Origin of the sequence: Pseudomonas syringae, from assembly GCF_023278085.1 — a bacterium.
Classification (GTDB): Bacteria; Pseudomonadota; Gammaproteobacteria; order Pseudomonadales; family Pseudomonadaceae; genus Aquipseudomonas; species Aquipseudomonas syringae_Q.
On sequence record NZ_CP066265.1, the window covers coordinates 5,249,644 to 5,263,325 of the forward strand.

General features: G+C 61.1%; 11 protein-coding genes. 4 read left to right on the top strand and 7 right to left on the bottom strand.

Annotation, left to right across the window (positions count from 1 at the left end; genetic code table 11):
- Positions 1-11: 11 nt before the first annotated feature.
- The 7 genes from I9H07_RS23290 to tagH are packed head-to-tail and all read right to left on the bottom strand — an operon-like array spanning position 12 to position 9,548.
- The gene (locus tag I9H07_RS23290) at positions 12-740 is read right to left on the bottom strand and encodes a PP2C family protein-serine/threonine phosphatase (protein ID WP_024672773.1); all 729 of its coding nucleotides are present in this window, start codon (positions 738-740) and stop codon (positions 12-14) included.
- Positions 741-1,394 carry a type VI secretion system-associated protein TagF gene (gene tagF / locus I9H07_RS23295; RefSeq protein ID WP_236424793.1) on the bottom strand — a complete coding sequence of 218 codons (654 nt, stop codon included), beginning with the start codon at positions 1,392-1,394 and terminating at the stop codon, positions 741-743.
- Positions 1,391-4,894: a type VI secretion system membrane subunit TssM gene (tssM, locus tag I9H07_RS23300; RefSeq protein ID WP_236424791.1), complete on the bottom strand. Its 3,504-nt coding sequence runs from the start codon at positions 4,892-4,894 to the stop codon at positions 1,391-1,393. The genes tagF and tssM overlap by 4 nt, the downstream gene beginning before the upstream one ends.
- Positions 4,891-6,204 carry a DotU family type VI secretion system protein gene (locus I9H07_RS23305; protein ID WP_236427110.1) on the bottom strand — a complete coding sequence of 438 codons (1,314 nt, stop codon included), beginning with the start codon at positions 6,202-6,204 and terminating at the stop codon, positions 4,891-4,893. The genes tssM and I9H07_RS23305 overlap by 4 nt, the downstream gene beginning before the upstream one ends.
- Positions 6,205-6,210: 6 nt before the next feature.
- Entirely contained in the window at positions 6,211-7,545 is a 1,335-nt protein-coding gene (tssK, locus tag I9H07_RS23310) for a type VI secretion system baseplate subunit TssK (protein WP_236425800.1), read from the bottom strand.
- A 14-nt stretch (positions 7,546-7,559) separates the two neighbouring features.
- Positions 7,560-8,066 carry a type VI secretion system lipoprotein TssJ gene (gene tssJ, locus I9H07_RS23315; protein ID WP_236451779.1) on the bottom strand — a complete coding sequence of 169 codons (507 nt, stop codon included), beginning with the start codon at positions 8,064-8,066 and terminating at the stop codon, positions 7,560-7,562.
- A 45-nt stretch (positions 8,067-8,111) separates the two neighbouring features.
- Positions 8,112-9,548 carry a type VI secretion system-associated FHA domain protein TagH gene (gene tagH / locus I9H07_RS23320; RefSeq protein WP_236425077.1) on the bottom strand — a complete coding sequence of 479 codons (1,437 nt, stop codon included), beginning with the start codon at positions 9,546-9,548 and terminating at the stop codon, positions 8,112-8,114.
- 394 nt (positions 9,549-9,942) lie between these two features.
- Between tagH and tssA the strand changes: the two genes are divergently transcribed.
- The 4 genes from tssA to I9H07_RS23340 all read left to right on the top strand — a co-directional run bounded on the left by tssA (position 9,943) and on the right by I9H07_RS23340 (position 13,678).
- Complete coding sequence (tssA, locus tag I9H07_RS23325; protein ID WP_236425083.1) at positions 9,943-10,950, top strand: type VI secretion system protein TssA; 1,008 nt, start codon at positions 9,943-9,945, stop codon at positions 10,948-10,950.
- 95 nt (positions 10,951-11,045) lie between these two features.
- Positions 11,046-11,561, top strand: coding sequence for a type VI secretion system contractile sheath small subunit (tssB, locus tag I9H07_RS23330; protein WP_024672781.1), 516 nt, complete (start codon positions 11,046-11,048; stop codon positions 11,559-11,561).
- A 15-nt stretch (positions 11,562-11,576) separates the two neighbouring features.
- Positions 11,577-13,073 carry a type VI secretion system contractile sheath large subunit gene (gene tssC, locus I9H07_RS23335; RefSeq protein WP_024672782.1) on the top strand — a complete coding sequence of 499 codons (1,497 nt, stop codon included), beginning with the start codon at positions 11,577-11,579 and terminating at the stop codon, positions 13,071-13,073.
- 116 nt (positions 13,074-13,189) lie between these two features.
- Positions 13,190-13,678 (top strand): Hcp family type VI secretion system effector, encoded by a 489-nt coding sequence (locus I9H07_RS23340; RefSeq protein WP_024672783.1) that lies wholly within the window; start codon positions 13,190-13,192, stop codon positions 13,676-13,678.
- The last annotated feature ends 4 nt before the right edge of the window (positions 13,679-13,682 follow it).

Genomic DNA, 13,682 nt, shown 5'->3' on the forward strand with positions numbered 1-13,682 from the left:
GTGTATGTTCTTCAACCGGCTTTGACGACGATGGCAGTAATGTTGTCGGGTGCACCGCGTGTCAGCCCGAGATGCACCAGGCTGCGCACGATTTCGTACGGGTCCTTGTGACTCAGTACGTCACGAATCTCATGGTCTTCGGCGGTCTTGTTCAGGCCGTCGCTGCACAGCAGGTAGGTATCGCCGGGCAGAATCTGTAGCTGCGCCTGTGACAGTTCGAGCCGGTCCTGAACACCGATTGCCCGGGTGACGATGTTCGAACGTGGATGCACCCGCGCTTGCGCCTCGTTGAGCAGACCGCTGTCCATCAAGTCCTGCACATAGCTGTGGTCGCGTGAAATGCTCTGCAGCTCGCCATTGCGCAGGCGATACAGGCGGCTGTCCCCGGCCCACAGGCAAACGCCCTGATTCTCCCGCACAGCCAACAGCACCACCGTGCTGCCCATCATGCTCACATTGCGTTGATGGGTTTCCTTGCGCACCGCCGCGTTCACTTCATCCAGCCGTTCCCGCAAAAGCTCGGCACAGGCCTCCAGCGCGGAGGCAGAAGGCGAGTTGCGCAGGGTGTCGACGATCAGGCTGCTGACGTAGTCGCCCGCCGCGTGCCCGCCCATGCCATCTGCCACGACCCATAAGCCGTCGGCCGACATCTCCAGAAAGGCGTCTTCGTTGATCTGACGAACCATGCCGACATGGCTGTAGCTGGCCGACGTGTACGTCATGGTGGAGGTTGCGCTCATCTAGACCCCGGCCCCCTTGCCCAATAGAAAACTGCCGAAATCCGCCGCAGCCGGGAGCCCCTGACAGCGCAGCATGCCTGGCGTGATGCTGTCCGAGCCGTTGCCCCACCAGACGCTGGCCCCTTCGCAGGCACGCTCGACCAGTGCGACACTTCGCTCCTGAGGCGTGACAGCAGAAAAGCGTTGCAGCCCGGCGAAGGCATGCACGGGCTCGCTTTGCGCCAACACAGGCGCACCCAGCACCTGCAGCCCGGCTTCGAACGATTCGAACGTCGCCTGCGGCTCAAGCGTCGCCAGCAAGAGCTCTTCCGCCTGCTCGAACCAGTCATCCGCGCCACTGACCAAAGCCCCGGCCGCCTGCCCGGCGTCGATGGGCGCCGCGACCGTCATTGGAAAATAACGACCGACCCGATCAATGCTCGGCATCAATACGCCCGTGACGGCTTGCGGCCCGCACACCCCGGAGGCCAGCAAGAACCGCCACAGCGGGCTGATCAGATAGGCATCCAGCCAGGCGCCGCCGAGCTGTTTCTGGCTAGCGAGCAAGCCCGCCGCCAGCCAGGCGTCCCATGGCTGAATGAAACTCTGCGGCAGGTCGCGGCTGACGAAGTCACCACGGCTGGCCAGCTTTCCGTAGAAGCCCACCGTTGTCATAACCGCTCCGGCAGACTGAAGCCGCTCAGTACACGACTTTTGAACGGGTTGAATGCGCTGTTGGCGCGCAGTTCGTAAGAGATGCTCACGCCGTCAACGCGCAGTCGCAGGTTGAAGCGATCTGGCGCATTGCCAGCCGTCAGGTCTGACTGTTCCAGCAGGCGAAACCAGGCCCAAGGCCCGTCAAGCGTTACACCTGAACGACCACTGGCAGACGGGGGTGAGATCGACAGCCGCACAACGCCAATGCTGCCCGGGTTGGGCCATTGCATGGCAACCGGGCGGCTCGGGCCGTGGTCGTAGCTGATCTGCTGACCATCCAGATCCAGCAGAAACTGGGTAATGGAGGTGTCCATGGCGATCGGTTTCAGCTCGAAACGTACTGTCGGTTGCGTGCCTCCGGAGCGGAAGAAGGCATCGCGAATCGCACTCGCACGCTGGAATGTCTGCAGCACGCCCGCATTGATCCCAAGCTTTTGCGCGGCGCCCGGCTGCCAGCGCCAGGTGCTTGCAGAGGTGTCGACGTAAGGTTGCAGGTACTTGCGGAAGTAGCTGTCCATCACGCCACCGACACCGAAGAACTGACCGAAGTCGTCCAGCGTTGCGTCACGCGCGCTGCCGGGGGACATCGGATAGCGGCCACTGAGGGACTGGCGATAGACGTTCACCACCTCGCTGACCCAGGCGGCATTGAGCTGATTGCGCACACCGCCCATCATCGTATTGGTCGTGGAGCTGACGACTGATTTGACCAGCCCCTGCACCAGAGGTGGCTGGCGCTCTGCGGTCAGGCTGACCCGCGCCGCGGCGGCCGTGGCCTGGTTTTTGGCTTCACCCAGCAACGCATCGCCACTGGCGCCGACCATTGCGCTGACCTGCACATAGAGCGCGTTCATGTCGGACAGCAACGCATCGATTGCTGCAGGCTCGCCTTCGCCTTTACTGACCAGGCTCTTGAGATCGGCAAAGTGGGCGCTCACCGGATCTTCCACTGCGACCGGCGCACTGCTGGCGGCAGCCTGTTGCTGGCCTAACAAGGAGCCCAGGCGCTGCTTGAGCTGGTCGACATTGCCGTCGACCTTCTTGCCTTGTGCCGCCAGCAGTTTTTCTTCTTCTTGCAGGTCGGTTTCTCTGGCCACTGCCGAGAGCAGCTTTTTCAACGGCGAAGCCGGCCCCGAGATCACCCGCAGCACATCGGCTGCCTGCGCCACGCTGGTGATCGGCACAAAGTCGATGTCCGCCAGCAACGCATCCCACTGACGCATGTAATCCTGGAAGTACAGGCGACGCACTTCGGCAGCCAGGCTGGCAACGTCCAGTTGTTCGGCCTGATCACGGCCCAGTACCCACTGCTCTTCAGCCAGCGTTGACGCCTGGTTGAGGCTGCTGAGCAGGAAACCTTCGCGATAGCCCCTGGCGGTGAACAGGCCACTGAGCGGTTCAGTCAAGGGTTTGCCACTCTTGCGACTGAACACCAGCGCAGCATCACGACCACCGGCTTCGCTCAAGCGAAAATCCGGCACGCCGTCAGGCAGTTTCTGCCGTTTGACCCGGTCATACACGCGCTGCGCTACCGGTAGCTGCTGCAATTGGCGACGCAGATCATCGATCAGACGCTGGTCCAGGCGGGCTTTGGGCGGATGTCGCTCAAACAGCGCCTGCAAATGCTCACCCAAGGCCAGCCGCTGCTCCGGCGGCAGATCGCGAGGCAGGCTGCTGTCCCAATCCAGTGCAATCCAGGCTTTGATGAAGTCCGGGTCGTAATGCTCAGTGTCGGCGAGCATTAGATAAGCCTTCAGGCCTTCGTACAAAAAGTCCGAAGAGCCTCCGCTGTGCAATTGCTCTTCCAGCCTTGTCACCAGGCGCGGCGCGAATACCGCGATCAGCAGCTTGCGGTAGACGCTGGAAGATTCGGCTTCGAGCATGTCGCCCTGATACAGGCCCAGCCCTTGCGCCCAGTCCGGTGGTTCACTTGCCAGATGCCGGACCGCGTTGAGCAGCGGCAGCACCGCCAATACATCACGCTGAGCGGGGCTCAGGTTCTGGACGGTCTGTCCGAGAGGTGCGACTTTCTGATCAACCTGCTCGATATAGTGCTGATTGGCGTTGTAGCTGATCAGCCACAGTGTCCCGACCAGCAACATCAGCGCGACCGTAGCGGCCAGCACAGCGCGGGCAATCCACTTGCGGCGGCGCTCCACTTTGGGGTCGACCCCCATCAGTCCCTGTTCGGCAAACGCCACGGCCGTGAACAACCGCTCGATGAAATAACTGCGCCCGGTTCCGGTTTGTCGCGCCAACTGCTGGCGGTCCAGATTCATGCTCTGGGCCATGCTGCCGATCAGGCGATCGATCGGGCTGCCTTCCTGCGTGCCACTGGTGAAATACACCCCGCGCAATAGAGCGCGCTCCTCGAAAGCGTTGGGCTTGAAGACGCCGTCTAGAAAGCTTTGCAGCGTTTGTCGCAATGCAGCGAACTGCTGTGGAAAGCCATAGATCAGGTCGCGCCGCGCCGGGTCGCGCTCCTGCTGCAAGCGCTCCACCAACCGTTCATTGAGACGCTGTTCCAGCGCCGAGAACTCTTTCTGAAAGTCCTGCAGCGGCCCCTCGGCACTCTTGCCATCGTCCAGCGCAAACGTCATGCCCCAGACCTGAGCGCGTTCTTCCTTGCTCAGCGCATCGAAGAACTCCATGAAGCCCGGCACCAGATCAAGCTTGGTCAGCATCAGGTAGATCGGAAAACGCACACCCAGCCGAGTGTGCAGTTCCTGAATCCGCAGGCGAATCGCTGCAGCATGATCAGCGCGTTCGGCATCGCTGCCCAGCAGCAGATCGGAAAGGCTGATGGCAATGAACGCGCCGTCTATGGGCCGACGCGCACGCTGGGTCTTGAGCAAGTCGAGAAAGCCCAGCCAGGCTGCCTTGTCGACTTGCGCGTGGCTGTCCTGAGTGGTGTAGCGACCTGCGGTGTCGAGTAGAACCGCCTGATCGGTGAACCACCAGTCGCAATTGCGGGTACCGCCCACACCACGGACGGCGCCAGCGCCCAGTTGTGCGGCGAGCGGAAAGTGCAGCCCCGAGTTGACCAGCGCAGTGGTCTTGCCCGAACCGGGCGGGCCGATGATCACGTACCACGGCAGCTCATACAGGTTGCGTCGCTGATCACCGCCCAGGCGGGCCTTTTTCAGCAGGGTGAGCGCTTCGTCCATGCGCTGACGCAAGGTCGCCAGTTCCTCGGCGGTGGCGACGCTGGCCGGGTCTGGCGCGGTCTCGGCGGCCAGGCTCTGCATGACCGCCGCGGCCTGGCGGCGGGCCTGAACGATACGAAACACCCGGTAACCGATCCAGATCGCGAACAACAGGATGATTAACGCCCAGCGACGGCCTTCCGGGATCAGTATTTCCAGCAGCGGGCCGACGAACCAGATGATCAGGCCGAGAGCGATCAGGCCCAGCAACGGGACGAGCCAGCGAATGACAAAACCGAAAAAAACCTTCACTCGACCCCCTCCGCCAATACAGTGATTTCAACCCGGCGATTCTTCGCCCGGCCTTCAGCGCTCGCGTTGGAGCCCAGTGGCTCGGTATCGCTGCGCCCTTCAGCGGTGAAACGCTGCGGCTGGCCCGTTTTTGCGGCGAGGATGTGCAGTACCTGCTCGGCACGCGCCTGCGACAGCGCCCAGTTGGACGGGAAGCGCAGGGTCGCGATGGGACGGTTATCGCTGTGGCCAGTAATGCGCACGTCACCCTTGACCTTGCGGATGGCATCGGCGATGCGCAGCATCAGTGGCTGGAAGTCGTCAACGATGGTGGCGCTGCCCGATGCAAACAGCTCGTCGCCGCGAATCGTCACCACCGAGCGGTCCACAGCGTCTTCAACCGCCACCTTGCCCGCCTTGATGTCATCGGCCAGAAAGCCAGCAAGACGCGGGCGCTCGATCAGTTTCGGCTGCACGACAGGACGGTCGATGGACTGCACCGGAATCTCGCCCAGCGCATGAATATTCTTGAACACCGGTTCGGCGTCAGACGCCAGTTTCAGCCTCAGCACGAACAGCAACAGCAGCAACAGCGCCAGCCCGATGGCGACACCGACCCACGGCGGCATGAACTGGGTCAGGCGATCACGGGCCAGGGTCAGGCCCCGCCAGTGCGGCGACAGCTCACGTTCGTGCTCGCCGCGTGCGCTGCGAATGGCGGCGCTGGTGCGCTCGCGAAGGGCTTCAAGCTCGCTGCGACCGTTGTTCATCACCCGGTAGCGGCCCTCGAAACCCAGGCACATGCACAGGTACAAAAGCTCCAGCAGGTACAAGCGCTCGCGCGGGCTCTGCAAGCAGTGTTCGAGCAGCTGGAAAACCTTTTCGCCGCCCCAGGCTTCGTTATGCACCGTGATCAGCAGGCTTTGTTTGCCCCATTCGCTGGTGCTGCCCCAAGGGGTGCTCATGACCGCTTCATCGAGCGCGGTGCACAGCACGTAACGCCCCAGCAACACATCATTGCGGGCTACCCCGGCCGCTTCGGCGCGCTCCTCGAACTGGCGTAGCCAGGCAAGTAATTGCGCACGCAGGCTGGCCGGTGCCGGGTGGGCAATGGTGCTGCGCAGCCGGGCAAGCAACGCCAGCAACGGACCTGCGGCACTTTCCAGCGGATTGAGCCCTTGCGCCTGACCGGTCGCCAGTGGCGCCGACGGCACACTCAGCGGCGGTGTTGGCTCCGGGGCGCCACCGGCCCCGCTGCGACCGCCCGGGCGCGGCATGAACTGGGTGCGGTCACTGGCGGGCGGGGATGAACCGTCGTCGTTGGAATGCATCGCGGTTTATCCTCGAATGGCCCAGAAAGCCAGGTTCAGCCCCGGGAACTCACCCGCGACATGAAATGCAAAACCCCCGGAGTGCATCAGTTGTTTCCAGTGCTCGCTACCGCGGTCCAGTTCGTAGTACGTCGAACCGGCATGGTAAGGAATCTGCCGCGGCGCCACGGGGAGTGGCAACAGACCGATGCCTGGCAGTTGCAGGTTGACCAGATCACGGATGTGCTCCACCGAGCCGATTTTGCTCTGCTGGCTGAAACGCCCGCGCAGGGTTTCGCTCGGGATATCAGCACGCACCACAAGGATGAAGCTTGCGGTGTCGATCAGGGTTTTGTCTGCCAGCATGGCGACATGCACGCCGTAGGCTTTTTCGACAATTGGAATAGGCGTGGCCTTGCTGTCGATCAGCATCGACAGCGCCTCGCGCAATGCATGCATGACCGGCGTGAAACTCAATGTCAGGTCGTCATGCTGGTAGCGCGGGAAATCTTCAGGGCGACGGCTGCTGGACGAAAAGGTCGCAAACTCCCCGGCCAGACTGACCAGCTCGCTGTAGAAGCGCTCGGGGTGCACAGGGCTCAACTGGCTCAGATGGTTGATCAGCGGCTCGGCGCGATTGACCAGTTGCAGCAGCATGAAGTCAGCGATTTCCGAAGCGCCACCCGCACCGGACGCCACAACCCGCCCGGCCAGCGCTTCGCCACGCTGGCGCAGCAGGCCCTGCAGTTCGCTGCGAAACGCCGAAAGCGGTCTGCTTGCGGTGACGTCGAGGACGGGCGGGATGTAGCTGTCATCCAGTACCAGCGCGCGGTCGGCGCGTTTTTCCTTGATTCGGACCACGCCGATGGCGGCGTAATCGCTCAAGCCATCCGCGGCGGTCAGCAGGCGCAAAGCTCTGGAGCCGACGGCGACTGGCGCCCGGTTTTCGAACGGCGCGTTATCGTCGCGCACCTCGCGCACCTGGCTGAGGTAACGCGCGCCACCCAGCTCTTCGCCTTCATCCACTGTGTCCCGCGCACCGGCGCGCCTGAGCGGCAAGGCCAGATACACCACGCCATCGCGCAGGTTGTCATCGATGCTCAGCGGGCTGGGTGCAAGATCATCCTGCGGAATGCTGAAAGGCGTCCCGTCGGGTAGCAGGCCTCTGGCCGAAACGATTGCCAGTTTGCCCTGAGCCAGCAGGCCCTGATCGATCAACAGCTCGGAGAACCCCCACGCGCCTGCCGACAGCGGCCGATTACGGGCGTCGATCAGGTTTTCCAGGTAGCGGTCATGCTGCTGAAAGTGCTGGGTTCCGATAAACATGCCTTCCGACCAGACCACTCGATTGTTCCAGGACATGGGTACTCCGTTTGCTATTGAGCCGGGCGGGTTGGGTGGGCGACGACGTCAGTGCGCACGGCATGCACATCGAGGCTGATCTGGTGTTCGCTGGACTGTCGAGGTGCGACATTGATGACGGCACGCCACTGCGCGCGATCGATTGCGCGATAGCCGACCACCAGACCCACGTGACGGGTCGCCGGATCAAGCTGGCGAACCACACGTTGCAGCTCACCTGGCTGTACCAGCACTTCATCCTGATCGATCAAATCAGGCCCCAGTGTGGCGGGCGCACGCTCGGCCAGTGCGAAATAGTCCGCACGCAGAAAAGACGCGGTGTTTTTCAGTTCATAGAGGCGCACCCGAACAGGCGCAGCCTGACCGGTCGCACCAGGATTGAGCTCTGCGACTGCCTGAAAATCGAACGTGACGGCGGCGTCCGAAGAGGATGCAGACGCATCCTTCGGGGTTTGCACATCCTTGGCACAGGCACCCAGCAGCAATACAGTGAGAGCGGCCGATACAACGCTGCGAAACATCCTTGATCCTTTATGTTCTGGCTATCTGGTGGTTGATCCTGCAACTCAGGGGCGGCGCAAACGGGTGCTGTGCTGCTCATAGGCGCGGCTGAACTCACGCCCGAAAAGCTCTTGAAAATCGTCTTCCGCTTCGCGCGAAATATTGCTGTAGAGCTCCGTGAACTGCTGCCAGTAACGGGCCTGTCGGGAACCACCCAGCAGGCTCGAAAAAGCACCTGACGGTGCGCTCATCCGGGTTTCAAGCTCGGCAGGTTCAAAGCGTTTGAGCAGATGCTTGATCGCTGCCTGCACACCGGCCATGACAGCCAGCTGGTGGGCGCGTAAATCATCAAAACTGTCTGTAACCGCCTGTTCCGGGGCCATGAACGCCTGGTTGCCGTGGCGCAGCAGCAACAACAGGGCCTCATCGGCATTCGGGGCGAATTTCAGCGGATTGTTTTCCACCGGACCAATCACGGTCTGCTGCATGCGGAACTCGCCCTTGAGGCTGGTGCGCGCTCGCAACACGTCGATCAACCCTTCGACCATCAGCCTGTAGCTGCGCCCTATTGCCTCCATCTGGGCCTCGGCCTGGGCGGTGTCGATGCGCAGTTGATCAAGGCCTGCACCACGTAGAAACGCCTGAAGCAGGTCCGGCGTGCGAACGGACGCAGTTTCGGCTGGCAATGTTGCAGCGACTGGCGCAGCGGCTGGCGCAGGAACCGGGATCGGCGTGGGTTCAGGGCTCGCCAGCTCAGGCTCGGGCAGGGTATCGGGCAGCTGCTGTGTCGGTGAAGGTGTCGGTATCGGCGCGGGCGTATCAGCGAACAGATCCCAGTCTTCGGGAATGAGACCGGCAGCAGGCACAGCGTCAGGCACCTTGGGCGCGGGGGCCGGTATTGAGGGCTCCGGGGCTCGAAAGTCATGCTGTTCGGCCGGGACGTGATCGGACCGGGTCGGCGGCGCGATGCTTGATGGCGTCAGGAAGTCGAACAGATCGGGAAAAGTGTCGTGCGCCGATCCACCCTGAAAATGAGCGGTGGCAGGCGGGCTGCTCACAGGCGCAACGTCGGGTTGCAGCGATCCGTTCTGGCGCCCCATCAATGCTTCGAAACTGTTGGGTGAGTCGATCCCGCTGGCAGGCCCTGCATGGGCCAGGTTCAGATCGGCCAGGTTCAGGCCCGAGTCGATTCGCGCCTGTATTTCGTATTCACCGATGCGGATGATTTCGCCATCCTGAAGCGGTTCGCTGTTGCCGCGGCGCAGACGGACACCGGCCTTGATCAGCTCTACGCCGTTGGTGCTGTAATCGGTGAGGTAGTAACGGCCATCCTTGTACTGAACGACGCAATGCTTCTGGGAAACCAGTCGCTCGGGATCAGGAAGTACCCAGTCATTCTCCGGGCCACGACCAATCGCCATCACCCCATTGTCCATTGATTTTTCAGGACATTGGCCAGGGGTTATCTTGTGATAACTAGTGATCGTCAGACACAGCGTCATTGCGCCTCCTTGCTTACAACGCGCACGAACAACAATAACGAAAAACCTGAAACGATGAACGCAGCAGCCTGGATAAGGCAAAAACGCTCAAAGAACGACTTTAAAAATTATCGGTGAACATGAAAGCACGCGACTTTATACACAATTCCATGACAGTGACACAGGCGACGGCAAAACAACATTTCGGTTGCCAGCCCCGTCACACCTGCGCAAAGCCGACATAGCTTAACCTTGACAAGCCATCTGTACTACACCAAAAATGCACAACGCCCATGCACCGTTGATTTCATATTGACATCACTGCAGACAGGGGTTGGCAATTCATGGAAGTTGCTCAGGAAATGTCCTGACGAGCCGCGCTACAACAACTGATGTGATAGGGAGATCAATCTTGGTGGATGTATCGTTGCTGCTCGCTGCAGTTTCCGCCAACGTTCCTTGCGGCGATGATCTGGAATACGACCCGGACTTTCTGCAATTGGAGCGCGATGCCCAAGGCCGCCCCGAGCGCGTCATGGGCGACTCCATACAGCCTGCCGAGCCGCCCCAATGGCGCGCCATCGAGCAAGCGAGCGTTGCACTCCTGCAGCGCAGCAAAGACCTGCGCATCACCCATTTCCTTCTGCAAAGTGCTCTGGCGCTGGACGGCGTTGCCGGCCTGGGCAACGTGCTGACGCTCATCAGCGAACTGCTCAGGCATTACTGGGCCGATATCTACCCGCAGCTTGACGCGGATGACGACAACGACCCGACCGTGCGCATCAATGCGCTGTCCGGCCTGACCTGCGATACCAACATCCGCCTGTTGCGAGAAAGCACGCTGATCCGCTCGCGGGCCTTCGGCACTGTCAGCCTGCGCGCCGCGCTGAATGCCAGCGGCCTGCAAAGCTTTGCCGACGAGACACTGACCGCAGAGACGCTGTCCGCCGCCTTGCGCGACAGTGATCCCGAGCAACTGAACGCTACCCGAAGCGCCTTGAGCGAAGCACGCACGGCCGCTGAATTCATCGAGGGTTTCGTGTCCGGGCAGGTCGGTTCGGCGCAGGGTGTCGACCTGTCCCCGCTTAAACAATTGCTCAGGCAAGCACTGCAGATGCTGGGCGAACAGAGCGTCGCCAGCACTGACGACGAGCCCGCCGCAGAAGCTCTCGAGCCTGCCGTGCAAGCGTCCACACCCGCCACGCCACGCGTGTCCGGCGACATTGCCAGTCGCGACGATGTGCTGCGCAGCCTTGATCGAATTCTGAGTTATTACGCCCGCCACGAGCCTTCGAGCCCGCTGCCGGTGCTGTTGAACCGAGCAAAGAATCTGGTGCACGCCGATTTCGAAGCCATCGTGCGTAACCTGATTCCAGACGGTATGTCGCAGTTCGAAAACTTGCGCGGACCCGAGACTGACTGACTCCCTCACGGGGTCTTCGTCCGGATCACGCAATCCCGTTACCGGCAACGACCGATGACGCCAACACCGTCGCAGCAGCGACCAGGAGGAGCAACGTGGCGAAAACCAGTTCTCAGAAATTCATTGCGCGCAACCGTGCGCCGCGAGTTCAGATCGAATACGACGTGGAGCTTTACGGCGCCGAGAAAAAGGTCCAGCTGCCCTTCGTCATGGGTGTCATGGCAGACCTTGCCGGCAAACCGGCAGAGCCTCTGGCAGCGGTTGCCGATCGCAAGTTTCTGGAAATCGATGTCGACAATTTCGACTCACGGCTCAAGGCCATGCAGCCACGCGTGGCGTTCAACGTGCCCAACGAGCTGACTGGCGAGGGCAATCTGAGCCTGGACATCACGTTCGAAAGCATGGATGACTTCAGCCCTGCGGCAGTAGCGCGCAATGTCGACTCGCTGAACAAACTGCTCGAAGCGCGGACGCAGCTGGCCAACCTGCTGACCTACATGGACGGCAAGACCGGCGCTGAAGAAATCATCATGAAGGCTATCAAGGATCCTGCGTTGCTCCAGGCCCTGGCGAGTGCGCCAAAGCCTCAGGACTCCGAGCCCAACGCGTAATCAGGACCAGACATCATGACCGAATCGAGTCGCGAAAATCAGCCACAAACCGCAGGCGCCACCGAGCAGACCAGCGAGTTTGCGTCGCTGCTGCTGCAAGAGTTCAAACCCAAGACCGAGCGCGCTCGCGAAGCGGTCGAAACCGCTGTGCGCACCCTCGCCGAACAGGCTCTGGCACAAACCGATCTGGTGTCCAACGACGCCATCAAGTCGATCGAATCGATCATTGCAGCGATCGATGCCAAACTCACCGCGCAAGTCAACCAGATCATCCACCATCAGGATTTCCAGCAAGTGGAAAGTGCCTGGCGTGGCCTGCACTATCTGGTCAGCAACACCGAAAGCGACGAGCAACTGAAGATTCGTGTCCTGAACATCTCCAAGCCGGAGCTGCACAAGACCCTGAAGAAATTCAAAGGCACGGCGTGGGACCAGAGCCCGATTTTCAAGAAGATGTACGAAGAAGAGTACGGCCAGTTCGGCGGCGAGCCGTACGGCTGCCTGGTGGGCGACTACTACTTCGACCAGTCGCCTCCGGACGTCGAGTTGCTGGGCGAGCTGTCCAAGGTCTGTGCCGCCATGCATGCGCCATTCATTGCTGCGGCCTCGCCTACCGTGATGGGCATGGGTTCGTGGCAGGAACTGTCCAACCCGCGCGATCTGACCAAAATCTTCACCACGCCGGAATACGCTGGCTGGCGTTCGCTGCGTGAATCCGAAGACGCACGTTACATCGGCCTGACCATGCCACGCTTCCTGGCGCGCCTGCCTTACGGGGCCAAGACTGATCCGGTGGAAGCCTTCGCGTTTGAAGAAAACACCGACGGTGCAGACAGCGCCAAGTACACCTGGGCCAACGCAGCCTACGCCATGGCGGTGAACATCAACCGTTCGTTCAAGCACTACGGCTGGTGCTCGCGGATTCGCGGTGTCGAATCGGGCGGCGAAGTGGAAAACCTGCCGGCTCACACGTTTCCGACCGACGATGGCGGCGTGGACATGAAATGTCCGACCGAAATTGCTATTTCGGACCGTCGTGAAGCCGAGTTGGCCAAGAACGGCTTCATGCCGCTGCTGCACAAGAAGAACACTGATTTTGCAGCGTTCATCGGTGCGCAGTCCTTGCAGAAACCTGCCGAATACGATGACCCGGACGCCACCGCCAACGCCAACCTGGCTGCGCGCCTGCCGTACCTGTTCGCCACCTGCCGCTTCGCGCACTACCTCAAGTGCATCGTGCGCGACAAGATCGGCTCGTTCAAAGAGAAAGACGAAATGCAGCGCTGGCTGCAGGACTGGATTCTCAACTACGTCGATGGCGACCCTGCGCACTCCACCGAAACCACCAAGGCCCAGCATCCGCTGGCAGCAGCAGAGGTAGTGGTCGAAGACGTCGAAGGCAATCCGGGTTACTACAACTCCAGATTCTACCTGCGCCCGCACTATCAGCTGGAGGGCCTGACCGTGTCACTGCGTCTGGTCTCCAAGTTGCCATCGGCCAAGGGTGCCTGACCACGCCCGCAGGTAAAGCTGCGAGCGGTTTTGCGAAAAATGCGAACAGGCTGCACGCCCGAACCGGCGTGCAGCCAATCAACACATGAGTGGTCCACGCCACATCAGGAGAGAACATGGCAGTCGATATCTTTATCAAGATCGGTGACATCAAGGGCGAGTCCATGGACAAGGCCCACAAGGAAGAGATCGATGTGTTGAACTGGAGCTGGGGCATGTCCCAGACCGGCAACATGCACACCGGTACAGGCGGTGGCGCAGGCAAGGTCAATATTCAGGATCTGTCGATTACCAAGTATGTCGACAAGTCCACCCCGAACCTGATGATGCATTGCTCCAGCGGCAAGCACATCGACAAGGTCAAGCTGACCGTGCGCAAGGCCGGCGGTGAAAATCAGGTCGAGTACCTGATCATCAATCTGGAAGAAGTGCTCATCACGTCTCTGAGCACCGGCGGGTCGGGCAGCGATGATCGCCTGATCGAAAACGTCACCCTCAACTTTGCCCAGGTGCTGGTGGACTATCAGCCACAGAAAGCCGACGGCACCAAGGAAGGCGGCCCGGTCAAATACGGCTGGAACATCCGCTCCAACACCAAGCGCTGAGTGC

What these genes read in the sequence shown, in the direction of transcription:
- I9H07_RS23290 (WP_024672773.1), bottom strand. Translation starts at nt 740, where the DNA reads ATGAGCGCAACCTCCACCATGACGTACACGTCGGCCAGCTACAGCCAT.
- tssC (WP_024672782.1), top strand. Translation starts at nt 11,577, where the DNA reads ATGACCGAATCGAGTCGCGAAAATCAGCCACAAACCGCAGGCGCCACC.
- tagH (WP_236425077.1), bottom strand. Translation starts at nt 9,548, where the DNA reads ATGACGCTGTGTCTGACGATCACTAGTTATCACAAGATAACCCCTGGC.
- tagF (WP_236424793.1), bottom strand. Translation starts at nt 1,394, where the DNA reads ATGACAACGGTGGGCTTCTACGGAAAGCTGGCCAGCCGTGGTGACTTC.
- tssK (WP_236425800.1), bottom strand. Translation starts at nt 7,545, where the DNA reads ATGTCCTGGAACAATCGAGTGGTCTGGTCGGAAGGCATGTTTATCGGA.
- I9H07_RS23305 (WP_236427110.1), bottom strand. Translation starts at nt 6,204, where the DNA reads ATGCATTCCAACGACGACGGTTCATCCCCGCCCGCCAGTGACCGCACC.
- I9H07_RS23340 (WP_024672783.1), top strand. Translation starts at nt 13,190, where the DNA reads ATGGCAGTCGATATCTTTATCAAGATCGGTGACATCAAGGGCGAGTCC.
- tssJ (WP_236451779.1), bottom strand. Translation starts at nt 8,066, where the DNA reads ATGTTTCGCAGCGTTGTATCGGCCGCTCTCACTGTATTGCTGCTGGGT.